The organism is Arenimonas aestuarii (assembly GCF_054781715.1).
In genome coordinates, this window is sequence record NZ_BAAGTW010000004.1 from 1,482,511 (window position 1) to 1,506,982 (window position 24,472).

The following is a 24,472-nucleotide window of genomic DNA, read 5'->3' on the forward strand; positions in this document are numbered from 1 at the left end:
GCTTCCGGCCACCCGCGACACAAGTGTCGCGGGTGGCCCGGCCCTAGGCGCGGGCGCCCGGGTGTGCCTAGAATCGCGCTGGGGAATCAATCGGAGAGACGGATGTCCGCATCCGCACCACCTCCGCACGCGTCGGCACCGACGCTGGCGTCGCGGCCATTGCCGGATCGGGTACGCGGCCTGCTGGGCGGCATCCTCGAGTATGCGTCCGATGAAATCGAACGCACCCTGGTGGGAATGCTCAATGAATTCGAGCAGCAGCTGTTCAAGTACGCCGAGCAGGCGCGAAGCAACATCGTGCAGACCCGCTGGCTCGAAGCGCAGCGCCTGGTCAAACGCACCCGCCCCGACCTGGTGCCGCGTTTCCTGATCGCACTCGAGGCCGAACTGGCCTGCGTACGCGACGCCGCCGGCCCGAAGACGCTGATCGGCGGCTTCCGCTTCAACCGCGACGAACTGGCCCTGGTCGACAACCTCGAACTGGACGAAGCGTCGGTGCTGACCGAAGTCTCGGGTCGCATCGAGGTTCGCAACAGCCTGCCGCTTTACCTGTTGGGCCAGCGTTTTGGCGTACTTGCGGGCAAACCCGCCTTCGACGCCGAAACCCTTCCGGTCGGGCCGCACGCCCTGTGCCGGATGCTGCGACTCGCGGCCGAATGCCTGGAGTTGAGCACCGAACACCGGGCGCTGCTCTACCGCACCTTCGAACGGCACCTGTCGCCGCTCTACGGCGCGTTCATCGAATCGATCAACACCTACCTGGCGCGCAACGGCGTGCTGCCCAACCTCCACTATGTGCCGGTGCGGGCGCGACCAACCGCGACCGTCACCGGGCCGGCCAAGGCCACGGGCGGCCCGGGCGAGGAATCCGCCGCGGGCACGGCAGGCGGTGCGCGCGCCGGGGACGGTACGGGTACCGGTACCGGCGGCACCAGTGGCGGCGGTGGCCAGGGCGGCGGCGTGCCGGCCGGCGAGGACAGTTTCCAGCAGATGCGGCACCTGCTTGCCGGACGGCGCCAGTTGCTGGGCAAGCTTGTCGGTGCCGGGACGGGAACCCGCACCCCCCCCGGCAATGCCGTTGTCGTCGAACCGGGCCGGGTCCAGGAAGCCCTCGGACTGCTGCAGGGAAAGGCGCCGGCACCGGTCATGGTCAACGGCGTGCCGAGCGTGCGTACCGTCAACCACCTCAAACAGGACTTGCTGGCGCAGCTCAGGCAGTCGACCCCGGACGGCAAGTCACCGGCGCTGCCGGAAGAGGACAGCGACGCGATCGACCTGGTCGGCATGCTTTTCGACCACCTCATGAAGGACGTGCGGCCCAGCAGCCCGGCCTCCAACCTGCTGGCGAAATTGCAGGTACCGCTGTTGCGCGTGGCCCTGCAGGACAAGGGCTTTTTCACCCGCCAGCAGCACCCGGCGCGCCAGATGCTCAACGCCATCGCCGAAACCGGCGCCTACTGGCTGGGCGAGGAAGACGCCGACCAGCAGCTGGTGGGCAAGATGCAGTCCGTCGTCGACCGCACGGTGCGCGAATTCGACGGCGACCTGGGCGTCTTCAGCAACCTGCTCGAAGACCTCAGCTCCCACCTGCAGACCGTGTCGCGCAAAGCCGAAGTGGCGGAAAAACGCCACGTCGAAGCCGCACGCGGCAAGGAGCGCCTGGCCCTGGCCCGCGACCGCGCGGCGACCGTGGTCGAGGCCATGCTCAAGAAGCAGAACCTGCCCCGCTTCACCCACACCCTGCTCAGCCAGGCCTGGACCGACGTGATGGCCCTCACCGCGCTGCGCCAGGGCGAGGACTCCGACGCCTGGCGACAGCAGCTGGAAATTGCCGAACGCCTGGTCAGCGTGGCCAAGGCCGGGCCGGGTGCCGCCGGCCTTCCCACCGACGAAGCCACCGCGCTGCAGCAGGACATCCAGGGGGCGCTCACCCAGGTCGGTTACCACAACGAAGAAGCATCCGCGATCGCCCAGCGCCTGGTCGACCCGCAGGGCGCCGCCGCGGCGGACGACGATTCCGCCGCCAGCCGCACCGAGCTCACCATGCGCCTCAAGGCCCGCGCCCGCCTTGGCGAGGACCTGCAGGAAGCGAAAAAGAAAAAGAAGGTCAGCCTCTCGCCCGACGAACAGGCCCGCCTTGAACAGATCAAGCACCTGCCTTTCGGCACCTGGTTCGAGTTCACGATCAACCAGCAGGGGGAGAAGGTCCGCCGTCGCCTGTCCTGGTTCTCCACGGTCACCGGCCACGTCCTGTTCGTGAACCACCGCGGCCAGAAGGTCGGCGAGCACACCCTCGAAGGCCTCGCCAAGGCCATCGCGCAAGGCCAGGTGAAGGTCGTCGAGGAAGAAAAGGGCACGCTCATCGACCGCGCCTGGAGCACGGTGATGAACGCCCTGCGCTCCTTCGCCGGCCAGCCCAAGAACGGCAAGGAGGCCCCCGCGCCATGAACACCGAATACCGCCGCGCCAAGCGCCGCAAGGTCGGTTTCGATGTGGATGTCACCGATACCATGACCGGCCGCGTCATCGGCAAGCTCAGCAACCTCTCCGAAACCGGCATGCTGCTGATCCTGGGCGAAGCCCTGACCAGCGACGCACTCTTCCAGCTTCGTTTCACGCTCACCGACGGCGCCGGCAATGCCCGCGCGGTAGAGCTCGGCTCCCACGAGCTGTGGTCGGACGAAGCCGCCGCGCCGGGGCAGGTCTGGACGGGCTTCCGGTTCATCGACATGGCGCCCGAAGACGTGGCCTTCATCCGCGGGTGGGTGGATGCCCCGGGCAGCCAGTACGTCTGACCCGCGGCGCTGGCTGGCCCTGGCCGCCGCCCTGGCGCTGGCCGGCTGCAGCCCGCCCCCGGAGCGCGTCGAACAGCTGCTGGTGTTCGGGTCCACGGCCGAAATCCGCCTGCGCGACGCCGATCCGCAAGCCGCCCAGGCCGCCCTTGCCGAACTTTCCGCCGAACTCAACCAGCGCCACCGCGAGTGGCATGCCTGGCAGCCCTCCGACGTCACCCGCATCAACCAGGCCTTCGCCGCCGGCCAGGCCGTGCAGGCGCCGGAATCGGTGCTCGAACTTGTCCGGCTGGCCCAGCCGCTGTCGGTGGCCACCGACGGACTGTTCGACCCCGCGATAGGTGGCCTGGTCGAGGCCTGGGGCTTCCACACCTCCACCTACCCCATCCTGACCCCGGCCCCGCGTGATGAAGTCCTCGCGCAGTGGCGCCAGGACCGTCCGCACATCACCGACGTGCACATTCAGGGCAACCAGCTGCGCGCCGACAACCCGCGCACCCAGCTCGACTTCGCGGCCATGGCCGAAGGCGTGGCGGCCAGCCAGGCAATGGCGACCCTGCAACGCCACGGCGTGCGGGATGCGCTGGTGAACCTGGGCGGTGACGTCACCGCCCTGGTGGGCGAGGGTTTGCCTCCCTGGCGGGTGGCCCTGCGCGACCCCTTCGGCGGCGTGATCGGCACCGTGGAACTGAGCGACGCCGAATCCATTTTCAGTTCCGGCGACTACAACAAGTTCCGCTATTCCGCCGCAGGCGCCAGGCAGGCCCACATCCTGGACCCGCGCACCGGCCACCCTGCGCGCGGCGCCGCCTCGGTGGTGGTGCTGCATCCCGACCCGGTCCTCGCCGATGTCGCGGCCTCGGCCCTGTTCGTCGCCGGTCCGTCCGGGTTCGCCGACCTGGCGCGCCGGTTGGGGCTGGGCTGTGCGCTGATGGTGACCGATGAAAACGAACTGCTGGTGACCGTCGCGATGAAGGCACGGGTCACCCTGGCCCGCGACCCGGTGCCGCTGGGAGCGCCGTTGGACCTGGGCCCCTCCTGCGTCGCAACGCCCGAGGATTGACGCCGACCCTCAGGCGCGCGGGGCATCCCTGAAGCAAAGTGCCGGTTCCGGCTTGTGCACGGCGAACCCCTGGGCGTAGTCCACGCTCAGGCCGCGCAGCAGGTCGCGCGCGCGTTCGTCCGCCACCCATTCGCCGATCACCTGGAGGCCCAGCTGGTGGCCGATGTCCGTCACCGCACGCACGATCGAATAGCTGACCGGGTCGGTTTCGATGTTGCGGATGAAGCTGCCGTCGATCTTGATGAAGTCCACCGGCAGGTTCTTGAGGTAGCCGAACGAGGCCATGCCCGAACCAAAATCGTCGAGCGAGAACTTGCAGCCCGCCGCACGCAGCCGCTGCATGAACTCCACCGCCCGGGCCATGTTGCTCACGGCCGCGGTTTCGGTGATCTCGAAGCACAGGTGCCGCGGCGAGACGCCATGGCGTTCGATCGCGTCGAGCACGAAGTCGGCGAACGCCGCGTCCTCGAAGGTCGGGCCGGAAAGATTGATCGCGCACAGGCTGATCGGCCGGCCCGAGGGATGCAGTCGGCTGAAGTTGGCCAGGGTGGTCTCGACCACCCAGCGGTCGATCGCCGGCATGAGGCCGAAACGTTCGGCCGCGGGAATGAAGGCGCCCGGCGGCACCAGCATGCCCTTTTCGTCGCGCAGGCGGATGAGCATTTCCATGTGCACGCCTTCGGAGCGTTCGCCCTCCCACAGCGGCACCAGCTCCTGGAAATGCAGCAGGAAGCGGCCATCGACCAGCGCCTGGCGGATCCGACCGGCCCACTCCATTTCGCTACGGCGCTGCGTGGTCTCTGAATCTTCTTCCGAGAACAGGTGCACGCGATTGCGGCCGCGTTCCTTGGCCATGTAGCAGGCGGTGTCGGCGTGGGCCAGCAGCGTGCGCTGGCTGAGCCCGGCACCGCGCAGCATCACCACGCCGATACTGGCGCTGATGGTGTAGTTGCGCTGTTCCCAGCCGAATGAATAGCCGTCGATGTCGGTGCGGATGCGTTCGGCCAGGTTGACCGCGTCGTTTTCGCTGGCGCCTTCGACCAGGATCGCGAACTCGTCGCCGCCCAGGCGGGCAACCACGGCCTCCTCCGGCAGCATGCCCTGGAGCAGGTTCGCGAGCTGCGCCAACAGCTGGTCGCCCGCGTAATGGCCCGAGGTGTCGTTGATCAGCTTGAACTGGTCCAGGTCCATGTAGAGCAGCGCCCACGGCGGCCCGCCGGCGTCGAGCGCGGCGATCGCCGCGTCCAGCCGGCGCTCGAACTCGCGGCGGTTGTACAGGCTGGTCAGGGAATCGTGCTTGGCCTGGTAGCTCAGCTCCTCGCTGAGTACGCGCAGCTCGGTGATGTCATTGGCCACCGCCAGCAGGTGCGGTTCGTCGCCCAGGTCGATGTTCGACACCGAGAGCGTGGCCCAGAACGGCGACTGCTGCGGCCCGTGCAGCTGCGCCGACTCGTTGATGATGCCCTCCGGCGAACCGGCCAGCCCGGCGATGCGGTCGCGCAACGCGGGGTCGTCGACCAGGTCGACGAGCCGGATGGACACGGCGTCGTCGCCGACGCCGAAGCGGTCGCGGCAGGCCTGGTTGGCGTACACCAGCGAGGTGTCGTCCGCCCGCGCCAGCATCACAAGGGCCGGCAGCAGTTCGTTCAGGGCGCGGAAACGTGCCTCGCTCTGGCGGTACTGCGACGCCATCTCACTGGCCAGCGCCAAGGCCCGCGATCGTGTTCCCGCGATCGACCAGGCCAGGCCGGCCAGCAACAGGCTGGCCAGCACGCCGATGCCGAAGGTAAACGCCGGCAGCCAGGTCGCCGTATCGGCCTCGGGCAAGGGCTCGGCCTCGATGCGCCAGGTGCGGCCCCCGTAGGCGAGGTCGTGCACATAGTTGGTCGGGGCCGGCCGGGCCGGCGCGACGGTGCCGGGGGCGGCAGCCTGGGTGGCCTGCTCGAAAAGAAGCGCCCGGCCGCCATCGGTGACGTCCAGTACGCGTATCCGGAAACGTTCCTGGGTTTCGCTGGGCAAGGCGTCGGCGATCAGCCGGCTGACCCGGAACGAAGCCGCCAGCGTGCCTATCTCCCGGCTGCGCCGTTCGGCAAGGTCGCGCGGCGGCGGCCCGGCGCTGAAGATCGGCAGCCGGATCGTCACGCCATCGTTGGGGCCCGGCATGCCGGTACGCTGGATCAGCTGGAACGGCGCCGACATGACCGGCCGGTCGGCATCGCGCGCAAACCGCGCCGCCGCCAGGTTGGCCGGCTGGGTGACGATGTCCAGGCCCACCAGGGATTCGTTGCCGGAACGCGGCGCCACCAGATTGGTCAGATAGTGGTCACGGCCATCCGGCTCGGCGTCCGGAGCCGGGCGGTCCACGCGTTCGGCGAAAGCCATGGCCTGGAGGCTGGGAAATTGCTCGCGCGGCCGCAGGTTGGCGTAGATGGCCTCGAACTCGGCCTCGGTGACTTCATCCGAGGCCAGGAACAGCGCCTGCACCGCCCGCACCAGCAGGCCACAGGTTTGCAGCTGGGCATCCACCGCCTCGAAGCTGCGCTCGGCGAGCCGGTCGAGCCGCAGGCGGTCCGAACGTTCCAACGCATCGTGGTGCAGGGTAGCCGCCAGAACGCTCAGCGCCAGGCCAACCAGCAGCGCACCGAAGCTCCACAACCACGTGGGTTGGCCCAGGAAGCCGCCGTCTTTGCGGTGCTCGTGCACGCCTCTCTCCTGCGTCCCTACCCCGGTTTGCGGCAGAATCCCGGTCCTGACCTCATAAGGAAGCCATCCATGACCAACCAGGACATCGGCCATCTATATCGTGCGCACCTGTCGACAATCAAGGCGCGCGCCGACAGGGCCCTGGAAAAGGGTGGATTCGATCACCTTCTGGTGGCATCGGGGGTCGAAAAGTTCGAGTTCCTCGACGACCGTCCCTACCCGTTCAAGCCCAATGCCCACTTCAAGGCCTGGCTGCCGCTGACCCGGCACCCGTCCTGCTGGATCGCCTACACGCCGGGCCGCAAGCCGGTGCTGGTGTATTTCCAGCCCGACGACTACTGGCACGTGCCGCCGACCGCGCCCGAAGGCGTGTGGGTGGACGACTTCGACATACGGGTGATCACCGATCCCGCCGAGGCGGCCCAGCACCTTCCCACGACCGGCAAGTGCGCGATCCTGGGTGAAGCCGATGCCGCCCTGCCCGGCTTCGAGCCCAATAATCCCAAGACCGTCATCAATTACCTGCACTTCCACCGGACCTGGAAGACCGCCTACGAACTCGACCGCATGCGCGCCGCCCAGCGCCGCGCCGTGCCCGGCCACCTCGCCGCCCGCGCCGCCTTCCAGGCCGGCGCCTCCGAAGCCCGTATCCACGCCGCTTACCTCGCCGCCACCGGCCACACCGACCTGGATGCGCCCTACAACAGCATCGTCGGGCTCAACGAGCACGGCGCCACGCTGCACTACCAGTACAAGGACGCGCAGGCGCCGGGACGCAACCGTTCGCTGCTTATCGACGCCGGCGCCGAAGTGGACGGTTACGCATCCGACATCACGCGCACCTGGGGCGACGGCGACGCCGACTTCGCGGCGCTGGTGAACGCGGTGGACAACGAGCAGCTGGCCCTGTGCGACAAGGTGCGCGCCGGCACGGACTACCGCGACCTGCACCTGGAATGCCACCTGCGCCTGGGCGGGGTGCTGCGCACCCTGGGCATCGTGGACATGGACCCGGGGCAAATGCTCTCCAGCGGCCTGACGTCCACGTTCTTCCCGCATGGCCTGGGCCACCCGATCGGGCTGCAGGTGCACGACGTGGCCGGCTTCACCGACGAAGACGGCACGGTGATCCCGCGACCCGACGGCCACCCCTTCCTGCGCATGACCCGGGTACTGGAGCCGGGCATGGTGGTGACGATCGAACCGGGGCTGTATTTCATCCCGACGCTGCTGTCGAAGCTGCGGGCGCGGCCCGAAGGCAAGTCGGTGAACTGGGACAAGGTCGAGCGCCTGCTGCCCTGGGGCGGCGTGCGCATCGAGGACGAAGTGCACTGCACCGACGGCGCGCCCGAAAACCTGACGCGGGATGCCTTCGCGGCCGTTTAGCGGCAACCAAGAGCGGCGGGCGGCTTTCGCGAAGATCCACCAGGGCACTAACTACCTGATTCTTGATAGAATTCGCGTCCTTTCAGCCCAAAAACCCCGGCAAATCACCGGGGTAGCGACCCGCCCCCATGGAAAAGAGCTTCGAGCCCAGCACCTTCGAGACCAAGTGGTATGCCCATTGGGAGACCACCGGCTGCTTCAAGCCCTCGGGGAAAGGCCAGCCCTACACCATCATGCTGCCCCCGCCGAACGTCACCGGCACGCTGCACATGGGACACGCCTTCCAGCACACCCTCATGGACGCCCTGGTCCGCTACCACCGCATGAAGGGCTACGACACCCTCTGGCAGGTCGGCGCCGACCATGCCGGCATCGCCACCGAAATGGTCGTCTCGCGCAACCTCGCGCTCGAAGGCAAGGGCGAAACCCGCGACTCGCTCGGCCGCGACAAGTTCATCGAAAAGGTCTGGGCCTGGAAGCAGGAATCGGGCGACACCATCGCCCGCCAGATGCGCCGCATGGGTGCCTCGGGCGACTGGAGCCGCGAGCGTTTCACCATGGACGAGGGCCTCAGCAAGGCCGTCGTCGAAACCTTCGTCCGCCTGCACGAAGAAGGCCTGATCTACCGCGGCCAGCGCCTGGTCAACTGGGACCCGGTGCTCAAGACCGCCATTTCGGACCTCGAGGTGGTCAGCGAGGAGGAAGACGGCAAGCTCTGGTCCATCCGCTACCCGCTCGCCGACGGCAGCGACCTCGTGGTCGCCACCACGCGCCCGGAAACCATGCTCGGCGACACCGCTCTGATGGTGCATCCGGAAGACGAGCGCTACACCCACCTCGTCGGCAAGACGGTCAAGCTGCCGCTGAGCGACCGCGAGATCCCGGTCATCGCCGACGACTACGTGGACCGCGAGTTCGGCACCGGCGTGGTGAAGGTGACCCCGGCGCACGACTTCAACGATTACGCCGTCGGCCAGCGCCACGGCCTGCCGATGATCAACATCCTCACGCCCGAGGCGGCGATCAATGACAACGCCCCGGAGAAATACCGCGGGCTTGATCGTTATGCCGCGCGCAAGGCCGTGCTGGCCGACCTGGAGGCCGCCGGCCTGCTGGTCGAGGAGAAGAAGCACAAGCTGCAGGTGCCGCGCGGCGACCGCACCGGCCAGGTGATCGAGCCCTACCTGACCGACCAGTGGTTCGTGAAGATGGACACCCTGGCCGCGCGCGGCCTGGAACTGGTCGAAAACGGCAGCGTGCGCTTCGTGCCGGAAAACTGGATCAACACCTATCGGCACTGGATGGGCAACATCCAGGACTGGTGCATCAGCCGCCAGCTCTGGTGGGGCCACCGCATCCCGGCCTGGTACGACGCCGCCGGCAAGGCCTACGTCGGCCGCGACGAGGCCGAAGCACGTGCCCGCAACGGCCTGGGCGCCGACGTGGTGCTGACCCGCGACAACGACGTGCTCGAGACCTGGTTCTCGTCGGCGCTGTGGTCGCACAGCACCCTGGGCTGGCCCGACGCCGGCGACATGGAAACCTACGGCTACGCCAAGCGCCTGCCGACCTCCGTGCTGGTGACCGGCTTCGACATCATCTTCTTCTGGGTGGCCCGGATGATCATGATGACCGACCACTTCACCGGGGAAGTGCCGTTCAAGGACGTCTACATCACCGGCCTGGTGCGCGACAAGGACGGCCAGAAGATGTCCAAGTCCAAGGGCAACGTGCTCGATCCGATCGACCTGATCGACGGCATCAGCCTCGACGACCTGGTGGCCAAGCGCACCGGCGGCCTGATGAGACCGACCGACGCGCCGAAGATCGAAAAGGCCACGCGCAAGGAATTCCCCGACGGCATCCCGGCCTTCGGTGCCGACGCGCTGCGCTTCACCTTCGCCTCGCTGGCCACGCACGGCCGCGACATCAAGTTCGACCTGGCGCGCTGCGAGGGCTACAAGAACTTCTGCAACAAGCTATGGAACGCGGCGCGCTTCACGCTGATGAACTGCGAGGAATTCGTGGGTTCGGCCTCGGCCCCGGAACCCACCACCGACGCCGAACGCTGGATCCTGCATCGCTTCAATGAAACCCTGCGCGAGGTCGAGAAGGCCTACGCGGACTATCGTTTCGACCTGGCCTCGCAGGCCCTGTACGAATTCGCCTGGAACGAGTTCTGCGACTGGTTCCTGGAACTGGCCAAGCCGGCACTGCACGCCGGCAAGGGCGCGGCCGCCGACAGTACGCGGCACACGCTGCTGTTCGTGCTCGAAGGCCTGCTGCGTGCCCTGCACCCGGTGATTCCCTTCGTCACCGAGGAAATCTGGCATGCGGTGGCGCCCAAGCTGGGCATCCGCGCCGACACCATCAGCACCCAGGCCTGGCCGGAAGCGAACCCCGCCTTCGACGCACCGGACGCCGCCGCCGACATCGAGTGGCTGAAGGCCGCCGTGACCCAGCTGCGCTCGATCCGCAGCCAGATGAACATCGCGCCGTCGAAGGCGGTGCCTTTGCTGCTGCAGGGCGGCGACGCCAAGGACCGCGCGCGCACCGATCGCCATGCACAGGCGCTGAGCTTCCTGGCCCGCCTGGAGTCGATCGACTGGCACGAGGGCGAGGCACCCGCGTCCGCCGCCGCCGTGGTCGGCGACCTGAAGCTGCTGATCCCGCTCGAGGGCCTGATCGACCTGGGCGCCGAACGCGCGCGCCTGGACAAGGAACTCAAGCGCATCGCCGGCGAAATCGCCAAGTGCGAAGCCAAACTGGGCAACGCCACCTTCGTCCAGAACGCCCCGGCCACCGTCGTGGATACCGAACGCGGCCGCCTGGCCGACTGGGCCCGCCAGCATGCCGGCCTGCAGGCGCAGCGCTCCAAGCTGGGGTGACGTGGCTTCGTCGTAGGGAGCCGGGCTGGATACGCGGGTGGAGGCAGTGCGTGTGCACTTTCCCCGACACGCCGTGAATACATCCCTGTAGGCTCCTCGTCGACATCCATGTCTCCGAGGGTCGGGGAAAGTGCACACGCACTACCTCCCCGACCGATCGCAGCGCTCGTCACGAAGTCAGAAGCGCACGGCTGGACCGTTGCATGTCCGGAGACGACCCGAAGCGGACATTCCGCCTGAGGGGCCCTTGGCGGCGCATCGCTCGCAGCATCAGGACGACCGCTCGTGGCGTTGGCCCTGGCTGGACGTGCCCGCCAGGGCGGCGGACAGTTCGGCCTGCAGCACCTGGAACACCGCCTTGACGCGGGTGGTGTCGCGCAGGTCCGGGTGGGTCAGCAGCCAAAGCTCGGCGGCACAGTCCGGCAACGGCTCGCCGACCCGGCGCAACGCCGGACTGTCGTCGCCCAGGAAGCACGGCAGCAAGGCCAGACCGAGACCGTCGCTGCAGGCCTGGCGGATGCAGCCAAAGCTGCTGGTGCGGTAGCCGACGTTCGCCAGGGGCAGGCGCTGCTCCAGCCAGCGCAAGGTGCGGTGCGCCGTGTAGCCGTCGTCCAGAGCGATCCACGCATGTGCCGGCAAGGGCCGCTCGCCGGCCGCGGCGAGATAGTCGGCGCTGCCGTAGATGGCGAAAGGAAGGCCGGCGATGCGGGCGCCGATCAGGTAATCCGGCGGCGACGAGGTCGGGCGCAAGGCGATGTCGGCGTCGCGCCGGGACAGGTTGAAGGCGCGGTTGTCCACTTCGACCGAGAGTCGGATGTCGGGGTATCGGGCACGGCAAACCGCCAGTGCTTTCGGCAGCGGCCCCAGCGCCAGGCTGTCGGTGCTGGTGATGCGCACCTCGCCGCTCGGCCGCAGGTCCTGGCCGGAGACCCGTAGCAGCGCCTCGGTGGCGGTTGCCTGCAGCCGCATCCCCGCCTGGGCCACTGCTTCGCCGGCCGCCGTGGCGTGGTAACGGCCGCCGACACGCTCGAACAGGCGCACCCCCAGCTGCGTTTCCAGTCGGCCCAGGCGCCGGAACACCGTGGCGTGATTGACGCCCAGCAGGCGGGCTGCACCCGACAGCGAGCCGGTTTCCGCGACCAGGGCGACCAGGCGGAGATCGTTGAGGTCTTCAGACCTGTGCATTCGTGCAAACCCCGCATGCCCGTTTTGCGAATGTTATTGCACATTTCGACGGTGCAAGCTGGATACATCGTCCGACTGGGAGATCCGCCATGGCTCGTCACCCCCTCACCCGCACCGTCCTGCTCGTGCTCGGCCTCGGCCTCGGCGCCGGGCCGGCCGCCGCCGCAGAGCCGATCTGGGATGCCAACCAGGTCCGCATGGTCAGCGAAACCCTGGCTCCGGGGGCCTATGCGTTCTATGCCGCCGATGCCGGGGCGCGCAACGCCCGCGGCGAGCCCGCCGCGACTAGCGCCGGCCTCATCGTGGGCAGCCGGGGTGCGCTGCTGATCGACACGATGCTCAACGAGCGCCTGAATGCCCAGGTGCAGGAACTCGCCGGAAACCTGGCCGGCAAGCCGCTGCGCTACGCCCTCAATACCAGCGCCCATGGCGACCACAGCTTCGGCAACATGTACCTGCCGGCCGGCACACTGCTGATCCAGCACGAACGCACGCAGCGCTTCATCGCCGGCCATCTCGAGGCCGACAAGGCCTTCATGCTGCAGTACTTCGGCAGCGATCGCGGCATCGAGCCAATCCAGGCGCGCGCCGCCGACCTGCTGGTGCCGCAGGACGGCCGGCTGCGGCTCGACCTGGGCGATCGCGAAGTCGAGATCATCGACTTCGGTTTCGCCCAGACGGGCGGCGACCTCTGGGTGTGGGACGCACAGTCCAAGGTGCTCTGGTCCGGCAATCCGGTGATCGCCGGCAAGCCCGCGCTGCCCTGGCTGCTCGATGGACGCCTGCTCGACACCCTGCGCACCCTGGAACGCGTCCGCGACTTCCTGCCCGACGATGCCCGCATCGTTCCCGGCCACGGCGTGCCGCTGGCCAAGCGGGACCTCGATTGGCACATCGACTACCTGCGTGCGGTCCGCGACCAGGTGCAGGCGGCGATCGCCGACGGCCTTAGCCTCGAACAAACCGTGGCGCGCGTGACGCTGCCGGAGTTCGCCGGCTACGCCATCTTCGGTTGGGTGCATCCGGGCTTGAACGTGCCGGCGGCGTACCGGGACCTGAGCGGGGATGAGACTCCGCCCGCGGAGTGATGCTGGCGCGGGGCCCGTCGGGCCCTGCGAGAAGATTTGCGATGGTCACGCGCGATGGCTTCGGACACGTCCTCGCGTGCGGAAGTCCGCTCCTGGCCGTAAGCAGCCACACACCAGGACGGCGACATCTGCCCTTTGCTCTTGATTTCGTGGCAAGCGCCGCGACCCGTCGGGGAGGTAGTGCGTGTGCACTTTCCCCGACCCTCGGAGACATGGATGTCGACGAGGAGCCTACAGGGACGTATTCACGGCGTGTCGGGGAAAGTGCACACGCACTGCCTCCACCCGCGAATGCCACCCGCCGCTTCTCCGCCTAAACTTCAGCGGTCAAACTCCGGCGGCACCAGCTCGATCGCCATCACGATTGCATCTTCCCGGCCCTTCGAGGCCGGGTAATAGTTCGGCCGCAGCCCGATCTCGTTGAAGCCGTATTCGCGGTACAGCGCGATCGCCCGCGGATTCGACGGGCGCACTTCCAGGAAGACCTGCGCCGCCCGGTTCCAGCGCGCCAGGTCCATCATGCGCGCCAGCAGCCGCCGCCCGTGCCCGTGCCCCTGGTGTTCCGGCGCGATGCACAGGTTCAGGAGATGCGCTTCGCCCGCCGCCGCGCTGAGCACCCCGTAGCCGAGCAGCACCCCCGGCGACTCAAGCACCCAGCAGTGGTGCCCTGCCCGCAGGCAGTCGCGGAAGATCCCCGGTGACCACGGGAACGGATAGGCGCGTTTTTCGATCGCGGACACCGCCTCCACATCGGCCTGTTTCATCGGCCGCACCTGGGTGGCGTCGGAAGGACGCGCGTTCACGTCGGGTCAGCGCGAGCGGCGGGCTGCCCGCAGCCGGGCCCAGAGCGCGCGTTTCGCCGAGGCATCGGCGCGTAGCTTTTCGAAGGGCGGCAGGGCCAGTCCGTCCAGGTCGTCGCGCCGCGCCGCCCGGCGAAGCGCCTGCAGCAGCCGGCCTTCCGGCAGCACCGCACCGGCCTCCGGGACCTCGGGCGCGGCCGCACCGTGGCGATAGAGCACGTAGCCCATCGCACCCAGCAGGACCTGCTGGTCGGCGCTCCAGTTCATGCCGCGGCCTGCCGCCGCCTGGCCTTCAGCCACAGCCACCAGGCCGGGCCGGAAAGCACGTACAGCAGCGCCAGGGCGAACAGCCCCTTGGCCTGCGCGATGAACAGCACCGCGATCGTCACCACCACCAGCGCCATCACGAAGAAGGGCACCCGGTCGCCCTTGGGCAGGCCCTTGAAGCTGTAGAAGCGGATGCGGCTGACCATCAGCAGGCCGGCCACCACCGTCACCGCCAGCGCCAGCCAACGCAGCCCCTGGCCGCCGTAACCGAAGGTATTCATCGCCCAGACGAAGGACACCACGAAACCCGCCGCCGCCGGGCTGGCCAGGCCGATGAACCAGCGCTTGTCGGTCGAACCCACCTGGGTATTGAAACGGGCCAGGCGCAGCGCCGCACAGGCGGCATAGAGGAAGGCGGCTGCCCAGCCGACCTTGGCCAGCACCGGGCCGTCGGCCTGGAAGCCGACCAGGGCCCAGTGGTACATCACCAGGGAAGGCGCCATGCCGAAGCTGACCAGGTCGGCCAGCGAGTCGTACTGGACCCCGAATTCGCTGGTCGTGCCCGTCAGGCGGGCCACCCGGCCGTCGATGCCATCGAACAGGCCGGCCACGAAGACCGCGATGCAGGCGTTCTCGAAGTTGCCGCTGGCCGCGGCCAGGATGGCGTAAAAGCCGGCAAACAGCCCGCCCGTGGTGAGCAGGTTGGGAAGCAGGTAGATGCCGCGACCGCGCGCGGCGCCGGATTCTTCGTTCAGGTCCATGACTGGCAGTGTAGCGGCTAGCCACGGCTGCCCATAGTCTCGCCTTGCGGGGCCCGGGCGGCGGTGGTATCACGGTCGCACGATTGCCCCCGGAGTCCTGCCATGAACCGCCTCGCCCTCTCTTTCCTGGTCGCCACCACGCTGTGCGCGGGCCTGGCCCATGCGTCCGAAAAGACCACCGTCTACAAGTCCAAGGGCGCGTCCGGCGAAAACGTCTATTCCCAGCTCGAGGTCTCCGGCGCCGAGCGCCAGAGCGTGGACGCGGGCACCGGTCAGGTCGCCGCCGAAACCGAGACGCCCAAGACCGAGATCCAGATCGCCTGCGAGCGCGCCCGCGCCAACCTCGAGCTGCTGGGCTCGGACAACCGCCTGCAGCGCGACAAGGATGGCGACGGCGAGCCCGAGGACCTGACGCCCGAAGAACGCCAGGCCGAAAAGGAGCTGGCCCAGCGCCAGATCACCGCCTATTGCGAGGCCGAGGCCGAATAAGGGCCGCCACGGGGACGGGTCGGCCGCTACAATGGCCGACCCGATACGTGGCCCGGTCCCCGCATGCGCCTTTCCCAGTTCCACCTCAGCACCAGCAAGGAAACCCCCGCCGACGCCGAAGTGATCAGCCACCAGCTGATGCTGCGTGCCGGCATGATCCGCAAGCTGGCCGCCGGCCTCTACACCTGGACCCCGCTGGGCCTGCGCGTGCTGCGCAAGGTCGAGGCCATCGTGCGCGAGGAAATGGACCGCGCCGGCGCCATCGAAATGCTGATGCCGTCCATCCAGCCGCGCGAGCTGTGGGAAGAAACCGGCCGCTGGCAGAAGTTCGGCGGCCAGCTGCTCAAGATCAAGGACCGCAAGGACGGCGAGTTCTGCTATGGCCCCACGCATGAGGAAGTCGTCACCGACTTCGCACGGGCCGAGCTGCGCAGCTACAAGCAGCTGCCGCTGAACGTCTACCAGATCCAGACCAAGTTCCGCGACGAGATCCGCCCGCGTTTCGGCGTGATGCGCGCGCGCGAGTTCCTGATGAAGGACGCCTACTCCTTCCACCTGGGCGCGGAAAGCCTGGCCGATACCTACCAGGCCATGTACGCCGCCTACGCGCGCATCTTCACCCGCCTGGGCCTGCACTTCCGGGCCGTGAACGCCGACACCGGCGCCATCGGCGGCAGTGCCTCGCATGAATTCCACGTCCTGGCCGAGTCGGGCGAGGACGCGATCGCGTTTTCCGACCTCGGCGACTACGCCGCCAACGTGGAAATGGCCGAGGCCGTGTCGCCCGGCCCGCGACCCGGCCCCACCGAAGACCTGCGCGAGGTCGAGACGCCGACGCAGAAAACCTGCGAAGACGTGGCCGCCCTGCTCGATATCCCGCTGGTGCGCACGGTCAAGTCGGTGGCGCTGGTGGGCGAGCAGGGTTTCGTGCTGGCGCTGGTGCGCGGCGACCATTCGGTGAACGAGATCAAGCTGGCCAAACTGGCCGGCCTGGCCGACTACCGCCTGGCCACCGAAGCCGAGATCGCCGACCACCTGGGCAGCGAACCGGGCTTCCTGGGCCCGGTGAAACCCGCCAAGCCCATCACCGTGGTCGCCGACCGCAGCGTCGCCGCCATGGCCGACTTCGTGGTCGGTGCCAACCGCAAGGGTCATCACCTGGCCGGCGTGAACTGGGGCCGCGACCTGCCCGAACCCGACGCGGTGGCCGACATCCGCAACGTCGTGCAGGGCGACCCGTCGCCCGACGGCCAGGGCCGCCTGGGCATCGCCCGCGGCATCGAGGTCGGCCACGTCTTCCAGCTGGGCCAGAAGTACGCCGAGGCGATGAAGGCAACCGTTCTCGACGCCGACGGCAAGGCCCAGGTGATGCACATGGGCTGCTACGGCATCGGCGTTTCGCGCATCGTCGCCGCTGCCATCGAACAGAACCACGACGCCAGCGGCATCATCTGGCCGGTGCCGATGGCGCCCTGGCAGGTGGCCGTTTGCATCATCAACCCGAAAAACGACCCAGCGGTGGTCGACGCCGCCGTCGCCCTGTACGAACAGCTGCAGTCAGCCGGTATTGAAGTGGTGCTCGACGACCGCGGCCTGCGCCCGGGCGTGATGTTCGGCGACATCGAACTGATCGGCATCCCGCACCGCGTGGTGGTATCGGGCCGCGGCCTGGAGGCGGGCACCTACGAGTACCGGGGCCGCCGCGACGCCGACAGCGAAAACCTCGACCTGGCCGCCCTGCGCGAACGCCTGGGCCTGGCCTGAGAAAACCGGCCGGGTGCTTGTCGGAAACCCGGGGCAAAACCTGCCCCGGCTTCATCCGGCCTCGCCGAAAGGTTTAGCATGGGCTTTGCAGGGCTTTAGCCCACCCATTTCAGGCAAACCGAGGAAACCCCATGAGCATCAATCTCGAAGGCCTGTCGGCCAAGGAACTCCAGGCCCTGATCGCCAAGGCCAACAAGCGCAAGAAGACCCTCGCCAAGCGCAAGCCGGTCGCGGCCGTGCGTAAGAAGCTGGTGTCGATGGCCAAGGCCGAGGGGTATACCGTCGACGAACTCTTCAATACCGGCCGCCAGGTCCGGGAAAAGGCCGGCACCTCGGCGAAGAAGTCCGCCTCCAGCCGCCAGTCCAGCGCCAAGGGCACCAAGGTGCCGCCGAAGTACCGCAACCCGGCCGAACCCTCCCAGACCTGGGCCGGCCGCGGCATGCCGCCCAAGTGGCTCTCGGCCGAACTGGCCCGCGGCAAGAAGCTCGAAGACTTCAAGATCGGCAACTGACCGGATTCAGATATTCCGGCGCGACGGCACCAGCAGGTTGCCGAACAGCAGGCCGGCGACCAGCGCAACCAGCGCCGAAAGCACCGCGAAGGTGGTATCCAGGCCCAGAAACACGTCGCGTTCCATGACGAAGTTCAGGCTGCGGAATCCCATGCTGCCCGGTACCAGCAGGATGATGCCCGGCACCCGGATCAGGGCGCCGGGCCGGTTGCGCCAGCGGCCGTAAGCATTGCTGATCGCGGCCACGCCCATGCCGGCGAAAAAGGCCCCGCCGGCGAAGTTTTCCGAGGCCAGGCCCAGCACTTCGCCGCCCAGGCGGGTCAGGCCGTAGCCCAGGAACACCGAGGCCATGACCAGCGGGTAGTCGCGCCGGGCCGCCTGGAACAGCACGGCGAACGCGAAGGCCGCCACCGCCAGCGAAGCCAGTTCGCCGGTGGCCGACAGCGGCACCGGCAAGGCGTCCTGCGGCAGCCAGCCCAGCACCTGCACCACCTGCATGCCGGCCACGGTGCCGAAGGTCAGCTTGAGCAGGATCATCAGCGCCCCGGCGAAACGCGCCGTGCCCGACACCAGGTGCTGGGCCGACAGTTCGCTGACGGCGTTGGTGAGCATCAGGCCCGGCATCAGCACGATCAGCGAAGCGACGATGACGGTCTTGAAGGCGATCGGTTCGATGAAGGTCGCCACCACCGCCGCCAGCAGGGTCGCCACCAGCGCCGCGATGGCCTCCAGGGCCTCGTTCAGGCGCGGGCGGCCCTTGGCCAGCACCGCCATGGCGCCCATCACCAGCCCGATCACGCCGGCCGTCAGTACGCCCGGCAGGGCCGCGCCCAGCAGCGCCGCCACGGCGCCGGCCGAAAGGCCGAAGCTGAGCGCCGCCAGCACCTGGGCGCTGGCCGGTTCGGGACGGTCCAGGGCCCGCAGTGCCGCGACGCCCGCAGCCAGGTCGTGGCGGTCGCCCAGCACGTCTTCGGTGATCGCGTCCGTGGCCGCCAGCTTGGCCAGGTTCTGCTCGCCCGGGTCGAGCCGGATCACGCGCGTGATGCCGTTCTGCTGGCCACGCACCGGGTCGGCGAAACTCAGGATCATGCCGGTCGGGTTGGACCAGATCTCCAGGTCCAGGCCCAGCCGGTTGGCCACGCCCTCGACGGCGGCTTCCAGGCGCTGCGCCGTGGTGCCGTAGACGTGCAGGCGCATGGCCAGTTCGGCCACGAAATCGGCCTGGGCCTCGTATTGGGCCTGGCTGGTGAGGACCGGGGCGTTCATGGCAGGGAAGCATGGCATGTTTCGGCTATCCTGAGACCCTCCCCGCGCGCCCGCACGAGTTGATGAGCCAAGGTCCCCGCATTGAAACCAGCGAACGCCATCCAGGCATCCTGATCGCCCGCGGCGACTGGACCCTGGCGCATGCCGGGGAAATGCTGGCACTGATCGACAAGGCGCCCGAATCGGCCGCCGACATCGACGGCCGCGACATCGGCCGCATGGATTCGGCCGGCGCGATGATGCTCTCGCGCTACGCGGTGAAGGTGGGCCTGGGCCTGGCCACGGTCGAGGTCAAGGCGATGCACCAGCCGCTGACCGAAACCGTTCGTTCGATCTGCGAGAACCCGCCGCGGGAGAAGCGCCAGGGTTATGGCGTCCAGCAGATGCTGGCGCGCATGGGCTTCGCGGTCGACGACTACACGCGCGAAGTGCTGGCCCTGGTGGGTTTCCTGGGCCTGACGCTCAAGACCGGCCTGGGCGTCATCCTGCGCCCCGCACGCTTCCGGCTGACGTCCACCGTGCACCACATGGAACAGGTCGGCCTCGACGCCGTGCCCCTGGTGCTGCTGCTGAGTTTCATGGTCGGCGCGGTCATCGCCTTCCTGGGCGCCACGGTGCTTCGTGACTTCGGCGCCGAGATCTTCGTGGTCGAACTGGTCGGCATCGCCTTCCTGCGCGAGTTCGGGGTCCTGCTCACCGCCATCCTGCTGGCCGGTCGCACCGCCAGCGCCTTCACCGCCCAGATAGGCGCCATGCAAAGCGGCGAGGAAATCGACGCCATCCGCACCCTGGGCCTGGACCCGATCGAACTGCTGGTGCTGCCGCGGCTCACCGCGCTGCTGGTGATGCTGCCGCTGCTGACCTTCCTGGCCATGGTCTCGGGCATGGCCGGCGGCATGGCGGTCAGCGTGGCCAGCCTGGGCATGAGCCCGGACATGTTCATGCAGCGCCTCCAGGACACCATGGAACTTCGCCACTTCTGGGTGGGTGTGTCCAAGGCGCCCATCTTCGCGATGGTCATTGCATTGATCGGCTGCCTGGAGGGATTCCAGGTGCAGGGCACGGCCGAGTCGGTCGGCGAACGAACGACCTCCTCGGTGGTGCAGACGATCTCGCTGGTCATCCTGCTCGACGCCTTCGCGGCCATGTTCTTCATGGAGATGAACTGGTGATCGACGAAAACATCGACACCTCGGCCCCGGCCATCCGCGTGCGCGGCCTGCGCAACAGCTTTGGCGAACAGGTGGTGCACGACGACCTCGACCTGGACGTGAAACGCGGCGAGATCATCGGCGTGGTCGGCGGCTCGGGCACCGGCAAGTCGGTGCTCATGCGTGCCATCCTGGGCCTGCGCCCGCCGCAGGCCGGCCAGATCGAGGTGCTGGGCGTGGACGCGCTGTCCGACCGTGCCCGCGAGTCCGGCCTGATCGAACGCAACACCGGCGTGCTCTACCAGAACGGCGCCCTGTTCTCGTCGCTGTCGGTGGCCGAAAACGTCTCGGTGCCGCTGAAGGAGCACTACGCCGAGCTGCCCGAGGACATGATCCACGACCTGGCCATGCTCAAGATCCGCATGTCCGGCCTGGGCGAGGACGCCGGCGCCAAGCTGCCGTCCCAGCTTTCCGGCGGCATGCGCAAGCGCGCGGCGCTGGCCCGCGCCCTGGCGCTGGATCCGGCGCTGCTGTTCCTGGACGAACCCACGGCCGGCCTCGACCCGATCGGTGCCGCGGCCTTCGACGAACTCATCAAGACCCTGCAGCATGCGCTGGGCCTTACCGTCTTCCTCATCACCCACGACCTCGACACCCTCTACGCCATCTGCGACCGGGTCGCCGTACTGGCCGACAAGCGTGTCCTGGTGAATGCCCCACTGGCCGAGGTCGAAAAATTCGACCACCCGTGGGTGCAGGAATATTTCCACGGCCCGCGCGGACGCGCTGCGCAGGCCGCCCTGGCCAAGGAGGCTTGAGATGGAAACCCGCGCCAACCACGTACTCATCGGCGCCTTCACGCTCGGCGTGTGCCTGTTCGCGGTGCTGTTCGCACTGTGGATGGCCAAGTACACGACCGAGAAGGCCTATGCCGAATACGACGTCGTCTTCCAGGAGGCCGTCACCGGCCTGAGCACCGGCAGCCAGGTGCTTTATTCGGGCATCAGCGTCGGTGAAGTCCGCGCGCTGTCGCTCATGAAGGACGACCCGCGCAAGGTCGTCGCCCGCGTGCGCCTGTCGGCCGACACCCCGGTGCGCACCGACACCCGCGCCAAGCTCACCATGACCGGCCTGACCGGCGTGGCGGTGATCCAGCTCAGCGGCGGCAGCCCGGGCGCACCGCGCCTCGAGGGAGGCAGCCGGGGCAACGAGGTGCCGGTGATCCAGACCGAGCCTTCGGCCCTGCAGAACATCGCCGCCACCGCCAACGAAATCGTCGAGCGCATCAACCGCCTGCTCAGCGACGCCAACGTCGAACGCATCACCCGCACGCTGGACCAGCTCGACCAGGTGACCGGCTCGATCGCCGCCGAGCGCGAGGAAATCTCGGCGCTCATCCGCAACGCCCGCGCCGCCAGCGAAAAGCTCGACGCCACCCTGGCCAGCGCCGACCGCACCATCAACAACCTCGACAAGGGCCTGGTGCAGGAACTTCCCGGCCTGGTGGACAAACTCGACGCCACGCTCAGCCAGCTTGAATCGGCCAGCAAGAACGCCAACGGCATCCTCAACGAGAACCGCGACTCCTGGGCCGAATTCAGCCAGGACGGCCTGGGCCAGGTCGGCCCGACCATGCGCCAGCTGCGCGGCCTGATCCGCGAAATTGACGACCTGGCCAACAAGCTCGAGAACAATCCGGCCGGCTACCTGCTGGGCCGCGAAGAACCCGAGGAGTTCGAACCATGATCGCTTCCCTGCGTTTCGCCCCGATCGCCGCGCTGGTACTGCTGGCCGGCTGCACTGCGATCGGCGGCCCCAAGACCGACGTCAGCATCTATTCGCCGCAGACCCGCATCCAGGCCGACCCGGACTGGCCCGCGGTGGACTGGCAGCTGACCGTCGGCGCACCCGACACCCACGCCCTGCTCGATTCCCAGCGCATCGCCGTTCGGCCATCACCGGACCGGCTGCAGACCTACAAGGGTGCACGCTGGGCCGACACCGCGCCGGAGTTGGTGCAGCTCGCGCTGGTCGAGGCATTCGAGGACTCCGGCAGGATCGAAGCCGTCAGCCGCTGGGGCGGCGGGCGCGGTGACTTCGGGCTGTTCACCGACCTGCGCAGCTTCGAGACCGTCTACGTGGACGGCCAGCCGCGCGTGGTGGTGGAGATCCAGGCCCGGCTGGTGAAGTTCCGGGCCGACGGTGGCCTGGTCGCCGCGCGCCGCTTCCGCACCGAAGTCGCGCCGGCCGGCGCCGGCATCGAGCCGGTGGTCGCGGCCTTCGGCGAGGCGATGGCCAGCATCAATGCCGACATCGTCGGCTGGTCGCTGGTCGAGGGCGAACGCGCGCTCAGCGAGGGCGCGGAAGGATCCGGCGAAAAGTAAGGTTGATGCGCGCCGGAACCGGCCGCGTGGTACGCGGCAGCGCGTGTTTCCAGTCGGCCTGGCAGTCGCCGGTCATCAGCAGCAGGCTGCCGTGTCCGAGCGGCAGTTCAAACTTGCGGGCCGGGTCGCGCCGGTGCTTGAAGACGAAGCGACGGCTGCCGCCCAGGCTCAAGGAGGCGATCACCGGCCGCGGACCCAGTTCGGGCTCGTCGTCGCTGTGCCAGCCCATGGCATCACGCCCGTCGCGGTAGAGGTTGGCCAGCACGCTGTTCATCGCCACGCCGGCCGCGGCGTCCACCCTCGCCCGCAAGGCCTGCAGCGCCGGCGGCCAGGGCCGCGGCTCGAAGCGCGCACCCGAATACACGTAACCCGTGTGCGGATCGCCGATCCAGCAGCTCAGCCGCGGCGAGTCCACCCAGCGCCCGAACATCCGGATCCGGTGCACTTCCCACGGTACGTCGCGCAACAACGCGGCCAGCAGCTCATCCGCTTCTTCGGCCGGCAGCCAGTCGGGGAGAAACGTCGTTTCGGGAACGGTGCCTGCGCGGCTATTCACCGGTGTCCGCGACGGAAGCCAGGACGCCGCCGAGCTCGAGCAGGCGCAGGTCGCTGCCGGGTGCACCGACCAGCTGCAGGCCCAGGCCGTCGGGTAGCGGCAGGCTGAGCGCGGGGCAGCCGGCCAGCGAGGCCAGGGCGGTCAGGTCGGCCAGGTGCGCTGGCTCCGCCGCGCCCCAGGCGGGCGGCGCGGTCGAGACCGTCGGCAGCAACAGCACGTCGAATTGTTCGAACAAACGCCGCACCTTGACGATGTGGCCGTCGAGACGACGGTGTGCGCGCGCCGCGTCGGCGGCCGACTTTCGTTGGGCAAACGCCAGCAGGCCCTTGAGCCGGTCGGACGCCCCGCCCAGGCGCGACTCATGCGCAGCCAGGATCTCCGCCTCCATCAGCAGCAGGGCCGCGCGCCGGGTTTCGGCGACGTCCAGCGGCGCCACTTCCAGCGCCACCGGCAGCGCGCTGCCGAACACGGGTGCCACCTTCGCCATCAGGGCGCTGAAGTTCTCCACCACCCTGGCATCGGCACCCATGGCCGAAAGGTCCGTGACCACGCCGGCCTTGAGCTCGCCCGGCACCCAGTCCGGCGGCGCCAGCGGCACGCGGCGCTTGCGCGAGCGCGGGTCGCCGGCGTCGTAGCCCGCCAGCACCGGCAGCACCAGGCCCACGTCCTGGACCGCGCGCGTCAGCAGGCCGGGGCAGTCGAGCCGGCGCAGCGCCGACGCCATGCCGCGGACGCTGAGTTCGCCCAGGGTCGGCTTGTGCCCGACCAGGCCGCAGAACGCGGCCGGGATGCGGGTGGCGCCCAGGGTATCAACGCCCAGCGCCACCACCGCGTGGCCGGCGGCCAGTGCTGCAGCCGAACCGCCCGAGGCGCCGCCGGCGGCGCGATCGGGCAGGCGCGGATTGCGCACGTCGCCGAAATGCGGGTTGCGGCCGACGGTGCCGAAGGCGGCCTCGTCGAGATTGGTCTTGCCCAGGAACACGGCGCCGGCGCCACGCAGCCGGCGCACCACCTGGGCGTCCTCGGCGGCCAGGCCCGGATGCCCGGGCAGGCCCAGGCCGGTGGGCATGCCGGCGATGTCGAAGGCATCGGTGATCGCGATCGGCACGCCGTCCAGGCGACCCAGGGGTTTGCCCTCGGCGCGGCGGTCGTCGCTGGCGCGGGCCGCGGCGATGGCCCCGGCGGAATCAACCCAGGTCCAGGCATTGAGGTGGCCGTCGCGCGCGATCGCCGCCAGGCAGGCGCCGGTCAGCGCCTCGCTGGTGGTTTCGCCGCGGGCCAGGGCGTGCAGGACGCGATACAGCGGGGCCTGGCGCAGGTCGTCGGGGCTGGCGGTCATGCGCGCATGTTTCCGTGGCTTGACTGGCCCCGCAGTGTCCTTGATTGCCCGCCCGTCGGCAAACCGGGACAATCCAGC

At 68.8% G+C, this 24,472-nt stretch carries 21 protein-coding genes; 13 read left to right on the forward strand and 8 right to left on the reverse strand.

Annotation, left to right across the window (positions count from 1 at the left end; all coding sequences use genetic code 11):
• Window positions 1-102: 102 nt before the first annotated feature.
• The 3 genes from ACYVJH_RS07980 to ACYVJH_RS07990 are packed head-to-tail and all read left to right on the forward strand — an operon-like array spanning window position 103 to window position 3,855.
• On the forward strand, window positions 103-2,448 hold the full coding sequence (locus tag ACYVJH_RS07980; protein WP_460454079.1) for a DUF1631 domain-containing protein: 2,346 nt from the start codon (window positions 103-105) through the stop codon (window positions 2,446-2,448).
• A complete protein-coding gene (locus ACYVJH_RS07985) occupies window positions 2,445-2,795 on the forward strand; it encodes a PilZ domain-containing protein (protein ID WP_460454080.1) in 351 nt (116 codons plus the stop codon). Before ACYVJH_RS07980 ends, ACYVJH_RS07985 begins: the two co-directional genes overlap by 4 nt.
• Entirely contained in the window at window positions 2,770-3,855 is a 1,086-nt protein-coding gene (locus tag ACYVJH_RS07990; protein ID WP_460454081.1) for an FAD:protein FMN transferase, read from the forward strand. The genes ACYVJH_RS07985 and ACYVJH_RS07990 overlap by 26 nt, the downstream gene beginning before the upstream one ends.
• A gap of 9 nt (window positions 3,856-3,864) precedes the next feature.
• Here ACYVJH_RS07990 and ACYVJH_RS07995 read toward each other — a convergent pair whose 3' ends face one another.
• On the reverse strand, window positions 3,865-6,558 hold the full coding sequence (locus ACYVJH_RS07995; RefSeq protein WP_460454082.1) for a bifunctional diguanylate cyclase/phosphodiesterase: 2,694 nt from the start codon (window positions 6,556-6,558) through the stop codon (window positions 3,865-3,867).
• 69 nt (window positions 6,559-6,627) lie between these two features.
• On the opposite strand from ACYVJH_RS07995, the gene pepQ reads away from it, so the two are divergent.
• Window positions 6,628-7,944, forward strand: a complete 1,317-nt coding sequence (pepQ, locus tag ACYVJH_RS08000) for a Xaa-Pro dipeptidase (protein ID WP_460454083.1) — start codon at window positions 6,628-6,630, stop codon at window positions 7,942-7,944.
• 128 nt (window positions 7,945-8,072) lie between these two features.
• On the forward strand, window positions 8,073-10,832 hold the full coding sequence (locus ACYVJH_RS08005) for a valine--tRNA ligase (RefSeq protein ID WP_460454084.1): 2,760 nt from the start codon (window positions 8,073-8,075) through the stop codon (window positions 10,830-10,832).
• A 270-nt stretch (window positions 10,833-11,102) separates the two neighbouring features.
• Here ACYVJH_RS08005 and ACYVJH_RS08010 read toward each other — a convergent pair whose 3' ends face one another.
• Window positions 11,103-12,017, reverse strand: coding sequence for a LysR family transcriptional regulator (locus ACYVJH_RS08010; protein ID WP_460454085.1), 915 nt, complete (start codon window positions 12,015-12,017; stop codon window positions 11,103-11,105).
• 89 nt (window positions 12,018-12,106) lie between these two features.
• On the opposite strand from ACYVJH_RS08010, the gene ACYVJH_RS08015 reads away from it, so the two are divergent.
• Window positions 12,107-13,105 carry an MBL fold metallo-hydrolase gene (locus tag ACYVJH_RS08015; RefSeq protein WP_460454086.1) on the forward strand — a complete coding sequence of 333 codons (999 nt, stop codon included), beginning with the start codon at window positions 12,107-12,109 and terminating at the stop codon, window positions 13,103-13,105.
• Window positions 13,106-13,425: 320 nt separating this feature from the next.
• Here the strand turns inward: ACYVJH_RS08015 and rimI are convergent, their stop codons facing one another.
• Genes rimI through pssA form a run of 3 tightly spaced genes read right to left on the reverse strand, consistent with a single transcriptional unit; the run spans window position 13,426 to window position 14,927 of the window.
• On the reverse strand, window positions 13,426-13,869 hold the full coding sequence (gene rimI / locus ACYVJH_RS08020; protein WP_460454087.1) for a ribosomal protein S18-alanine N-acetyltransferase: 444 nt from the start codon (window positions 13,867-13,869) through the stop codon (window positions 13,426-13,428).
• Window positions 13,870-13,914: 45 nt separating this feature from the next.
• Entirely contained in the window at window positions 13,915-14,172 is a 258-nt protein-coding gene (locus ACYVJH_RS08025) for a hypothetical protein (protein WP_460454088.1), read from the reverse strand.
• Complete coding sequence (pssA, locus tag ACYVJH_RS08030) at window positions 14,169-14,927, reverse strand: CDP-diacylglycerol--serine O-phosphatidyltransferase (protein ID WP_460454282.1); 759 nt, start codon at window positions 14,925-14,927, stop codon at window positions 14,169-14,171. The genes ACYVJH_RS08025 and pssA overlap by 4 nt, the downstream gene beginning before the upstream one ends.
• A gap of 108 nt (window positions 14,928-15,035) precedes the next feature.
• On the opposite strand from pssA, the gene ACYVJH_RS08035 reads away from it, so the two are divergent.
• From ACYVJH_RS08035 to ACYVJH_RS08045, 3 genes are all read left to right on the forward strand, one after another.
• Window positions 15,036-15,422 carry a DUF4124 domain-containing protein gene (locus tag ACYVJH_RS08035; protein WP_460454089.1) on the forward strand — a complete coding sequence of 129 codons (387 nt, stop codon included), beginning with the start codon at window positions 15,036-15,038 and terminating at the stop codon, window positions 15,420-15,422.
• Window positions 15,423-15,485: 63 nt separating this feature from the next.
• A complete protein-coding gene (locus ACYVJH_RS08040) occupies window positions 15,486-17,186 on the forward strand; it encodes a proline--tRNA ligase (protein ID WP_460454090.1) in 1,701 nt (566 codons plus the stop codon).
• 131 nt (window positions 17,187-17,317) lie between these two features.
• Entirely contained in the window at window positions 17,318-17,698 is a 381-nt protein-coding gene (locus ACYVJH_RS08045; protein ID WP_460454091.1) for an H-NS histone family protein, read from the forward strand.
• 6 nt (window positions 17,699-17,704) lie between these two features.
• On the opposite strand, the gene ACYVJH_RS08050 is transcribed toward ACYVJH_RS08045, so the two are convergent.
• Window positions 17,705-18,964 (reverse strand): threonine/serine exporter family protein, encoded by a 1,260-nt coding sequence (locus tag ACYVJH_RS08050; RefSeq protein WP_460454092.1) that lies wholly within the window; start codon window positions 18,962-18,964, stop codon window positions 17,705-17,707.
• A gap of 62 nt (window positions 18,965-19,026) precedes the next feature.
• Here ACYVJH_RS08050 and ACYVJH_RS08055 point away from each other — a divergent pair, with 62 nt between their 5' ends.
• From ACYVJH_RS08055 to ACYVJH_RS08070, 4 genes are read left to right on the forward strand one after another with little or no spacing between them, the layout of a single operon-like run.
• Window positions 19,027-20,136 (forward strand): MlaE family ABC transporter permease, encoded by a 1,110-nt coding sequence (locus tag ACYVJH_RS08055; RefSeq protein WP_460454093.1) that lies wholly within the window; start codon window positions 19,027-19,029, stop codon window positions 20,134-20,136.
• Window positions 20,133-20,933, forward strand: coding sequence for an ABC transporter ATP-binding protein (locus ACYVJH_RS08060; RefSeq protein WP_460454094.1), 801 nt, complete (start codon window positions 20,133-20,135; stop codon window positions 20,931-20,933). The genes ACYVJH_RS08055 and ACYVJH_RS08060 overlap by 4 nt, the downstream gene beginning before the upstream one ends.
• Window position 20,934: 1 nt before the next feature.
• Window positions 20,935-21,861, forward strand: a complete 927-nt coding sequence (locus ACYVJH_RS08065; protein WP_460454095.1) for an MlaD family protein — start codon at window positions 20,935-20,937, stop codon at window positions 21,859-21,861.
• Window positions 21,858-22,499 carry an ABC-type transport auxiliary lipoprotein family protein gene (locus tag ACYVJH_RS08070; RefSeq protein ID WP_460454096.1) on the forward strand — a complete coding sequence of 214 codons (642 nt, stop codon included), beginning with the start codon at window positions 21,858-21,860 and terminating at the stop codon, window positions 22,497-22,499. Before ACYVJH_RS08065 ends, ACYVJH_RS08070 begins: the two co-directional genes overlap by 4 nt.
• Here the strand turns inward: ACYVJH_RS08070 and ACYVJH_RS08075 are convergent.
• Complete coding sequence (locus tag ACYVJH_RS08075) at window positions 22,465-23,055, reverse strand: alpha-ketoglutarate-dependent dioxygenase AlkB family protein (RefSeq protein ID WP_460454097.1); 591 nt, start codon at window positions 23,053-23,055, stop codon at window positions 22,465-22,467. The two genes, ACYVJH_RS08070 and ACYVJH_RS08075, sit on opposite strands and share 35 nt — an antisense overlap.
• Window positions 23,048-24,394 carry an amidase gene (locus tag ACYVJH_RS08080; protein WP_460454098.1) on the reverse strand — a complete coding sequence of 449 codons (1,347 nt, stop codon included), beginning with the start codon at window positions 24,392-24,394 and terminating at the stop codon, window positions 23,048-23,050. The genes ACYVJH_RS08075 and ACYVJH_RS08080 overlap by 8 nt, the downstream gene beginning before the upstream one ends.
• Window positions 24,395-24,472: the final 78 nt, after the last annotated feature.

Excerpts from the sequence above, each read along its gene's own strand:
- ACYVJH_RS07980 (WP_460454079.1), top strand. The coding sequence starts at position 103 with ATGTCCGCATCCGCACCACCTCCGCACGCGTCGGCACCGACGCTGGCG.
- ACYVJH_RS07985 (WP_460454080.1), top strand. The coding sequence starts at position 2,445 with ATGAACACCGAATACCGCCGCGCCAAGCGCCGCAAGGTCGGTTTCGAT.
- ACYVJH_RS07990 (WP_460454081.1), top strand. The coding sequence starts at position 2,770 with ATGCCCCGGGCAGCCAGTACGTCTGACCCGCGGCGCTGGCTGGCCCTG.
- pepQ (WP_460454083.1), top strand. The coding sequence starts at position 6,628 with ATGACCAACCAGGACATCGGCCATCTATATCGTGCGCACCTGTCGACA.
- ACYVJH_RS08005 (WP_460454084.1), top strand. The coding sequence starts at position 8,073 with ATGGAAAAGAGCTTCGAGCCCAGCACCTTCGAGACCAAGTGGTATGCC.
- ACYVJH_RS08010 (WP_460454085.1), bottom strand. The coding sequence starts at position 12,017 with ATGCACAGGTCTGAAGACCTCAACGATCTCCGCCTGGTCGCCCTGGTC.
- ACYVJH_RS08015 (WP_460454086.1), top strand. The coding sequence starts at position 12,107 with ATGGCTCGTCACCCCCTCACCCGCACCGTCCTGCTCGTGCTCGGCCTC.
- rimI (WP_460454087.1), bottom strand. The coding sequence starts at position 13,869 with ATGAAACAGGCCGATGTGGAGGCGGTGTCCGCGATCGAAAAACGCGCC.
- ACYVJH_RS08025 (WP_460454088.1), bottom strand. The coding sequence starts at position 14,172 with ATGAACTGGAGCGCCGACCAGCAGGTCCTGCTGGGTGCGATGGGCTAC.
- ACYVJH_RS08035 (WP_460454089.1), top strand. The coding sequence starts at position 15,036 with ATGAACCGCCTCGCCCTCTCTTTCCTGGTCGCCACCACGCTGTGCGCG.
- ACYVJH_RS08040 (WP_460454090.1), top strand. The coding sequence starts at position 15,486 with ATGCGCCTTTCCCAGTTCCACCTCAGCACCAGCAAGGAAACCCCCGCC.
- ACYVJH_RS08045 (WP_460454091.1), top strand. The coding sequence starts at position 17,318 with ATGAGCATCAATCTCGAAGGCCTGTCGGCCAAGGAACTCCAGGCCCTG.
- ACYVJH_RS08050 (WP_460454092.1), bottom strand. The coding sequence starts at position 18,964 with ATGAACGCCCCGGTCCTCACCAGCCAGGCCCAATACGAGGCCCAGGCC.
- ACYVJH_RS08055 (WP_460454093.1), top strand. The coding sequence starts at position 19,027 with ATGAGCCAAGGTCCCCGCATTGAAACCAGCGAACGCCATCCAGGCATC.
- ACYVJH_RS08065 (WP_460454095.1), top strand. The coding sequence starts at position 20,935 with ATGGAAACCCGCGCCAACCACGTACTCATCGGCGCCTTCACGCTCGGC.
- ACYVJH_RS08070 (WP_460454096.1), top strand. The coding sequence starts at position 21,858 with ATGATCGCTTCCCTGCGTTTCGCCCCGATCGCCGCGCTGGTACTGCTG.
- ACYVJH_RS08080 (WP_460454098.1), bottom strand. The coding sequence starts at position 24,394 with ATGACCGCCAGCCCCGACGACCTGCGCCAGGCCCCGCTGTATCGCGTC.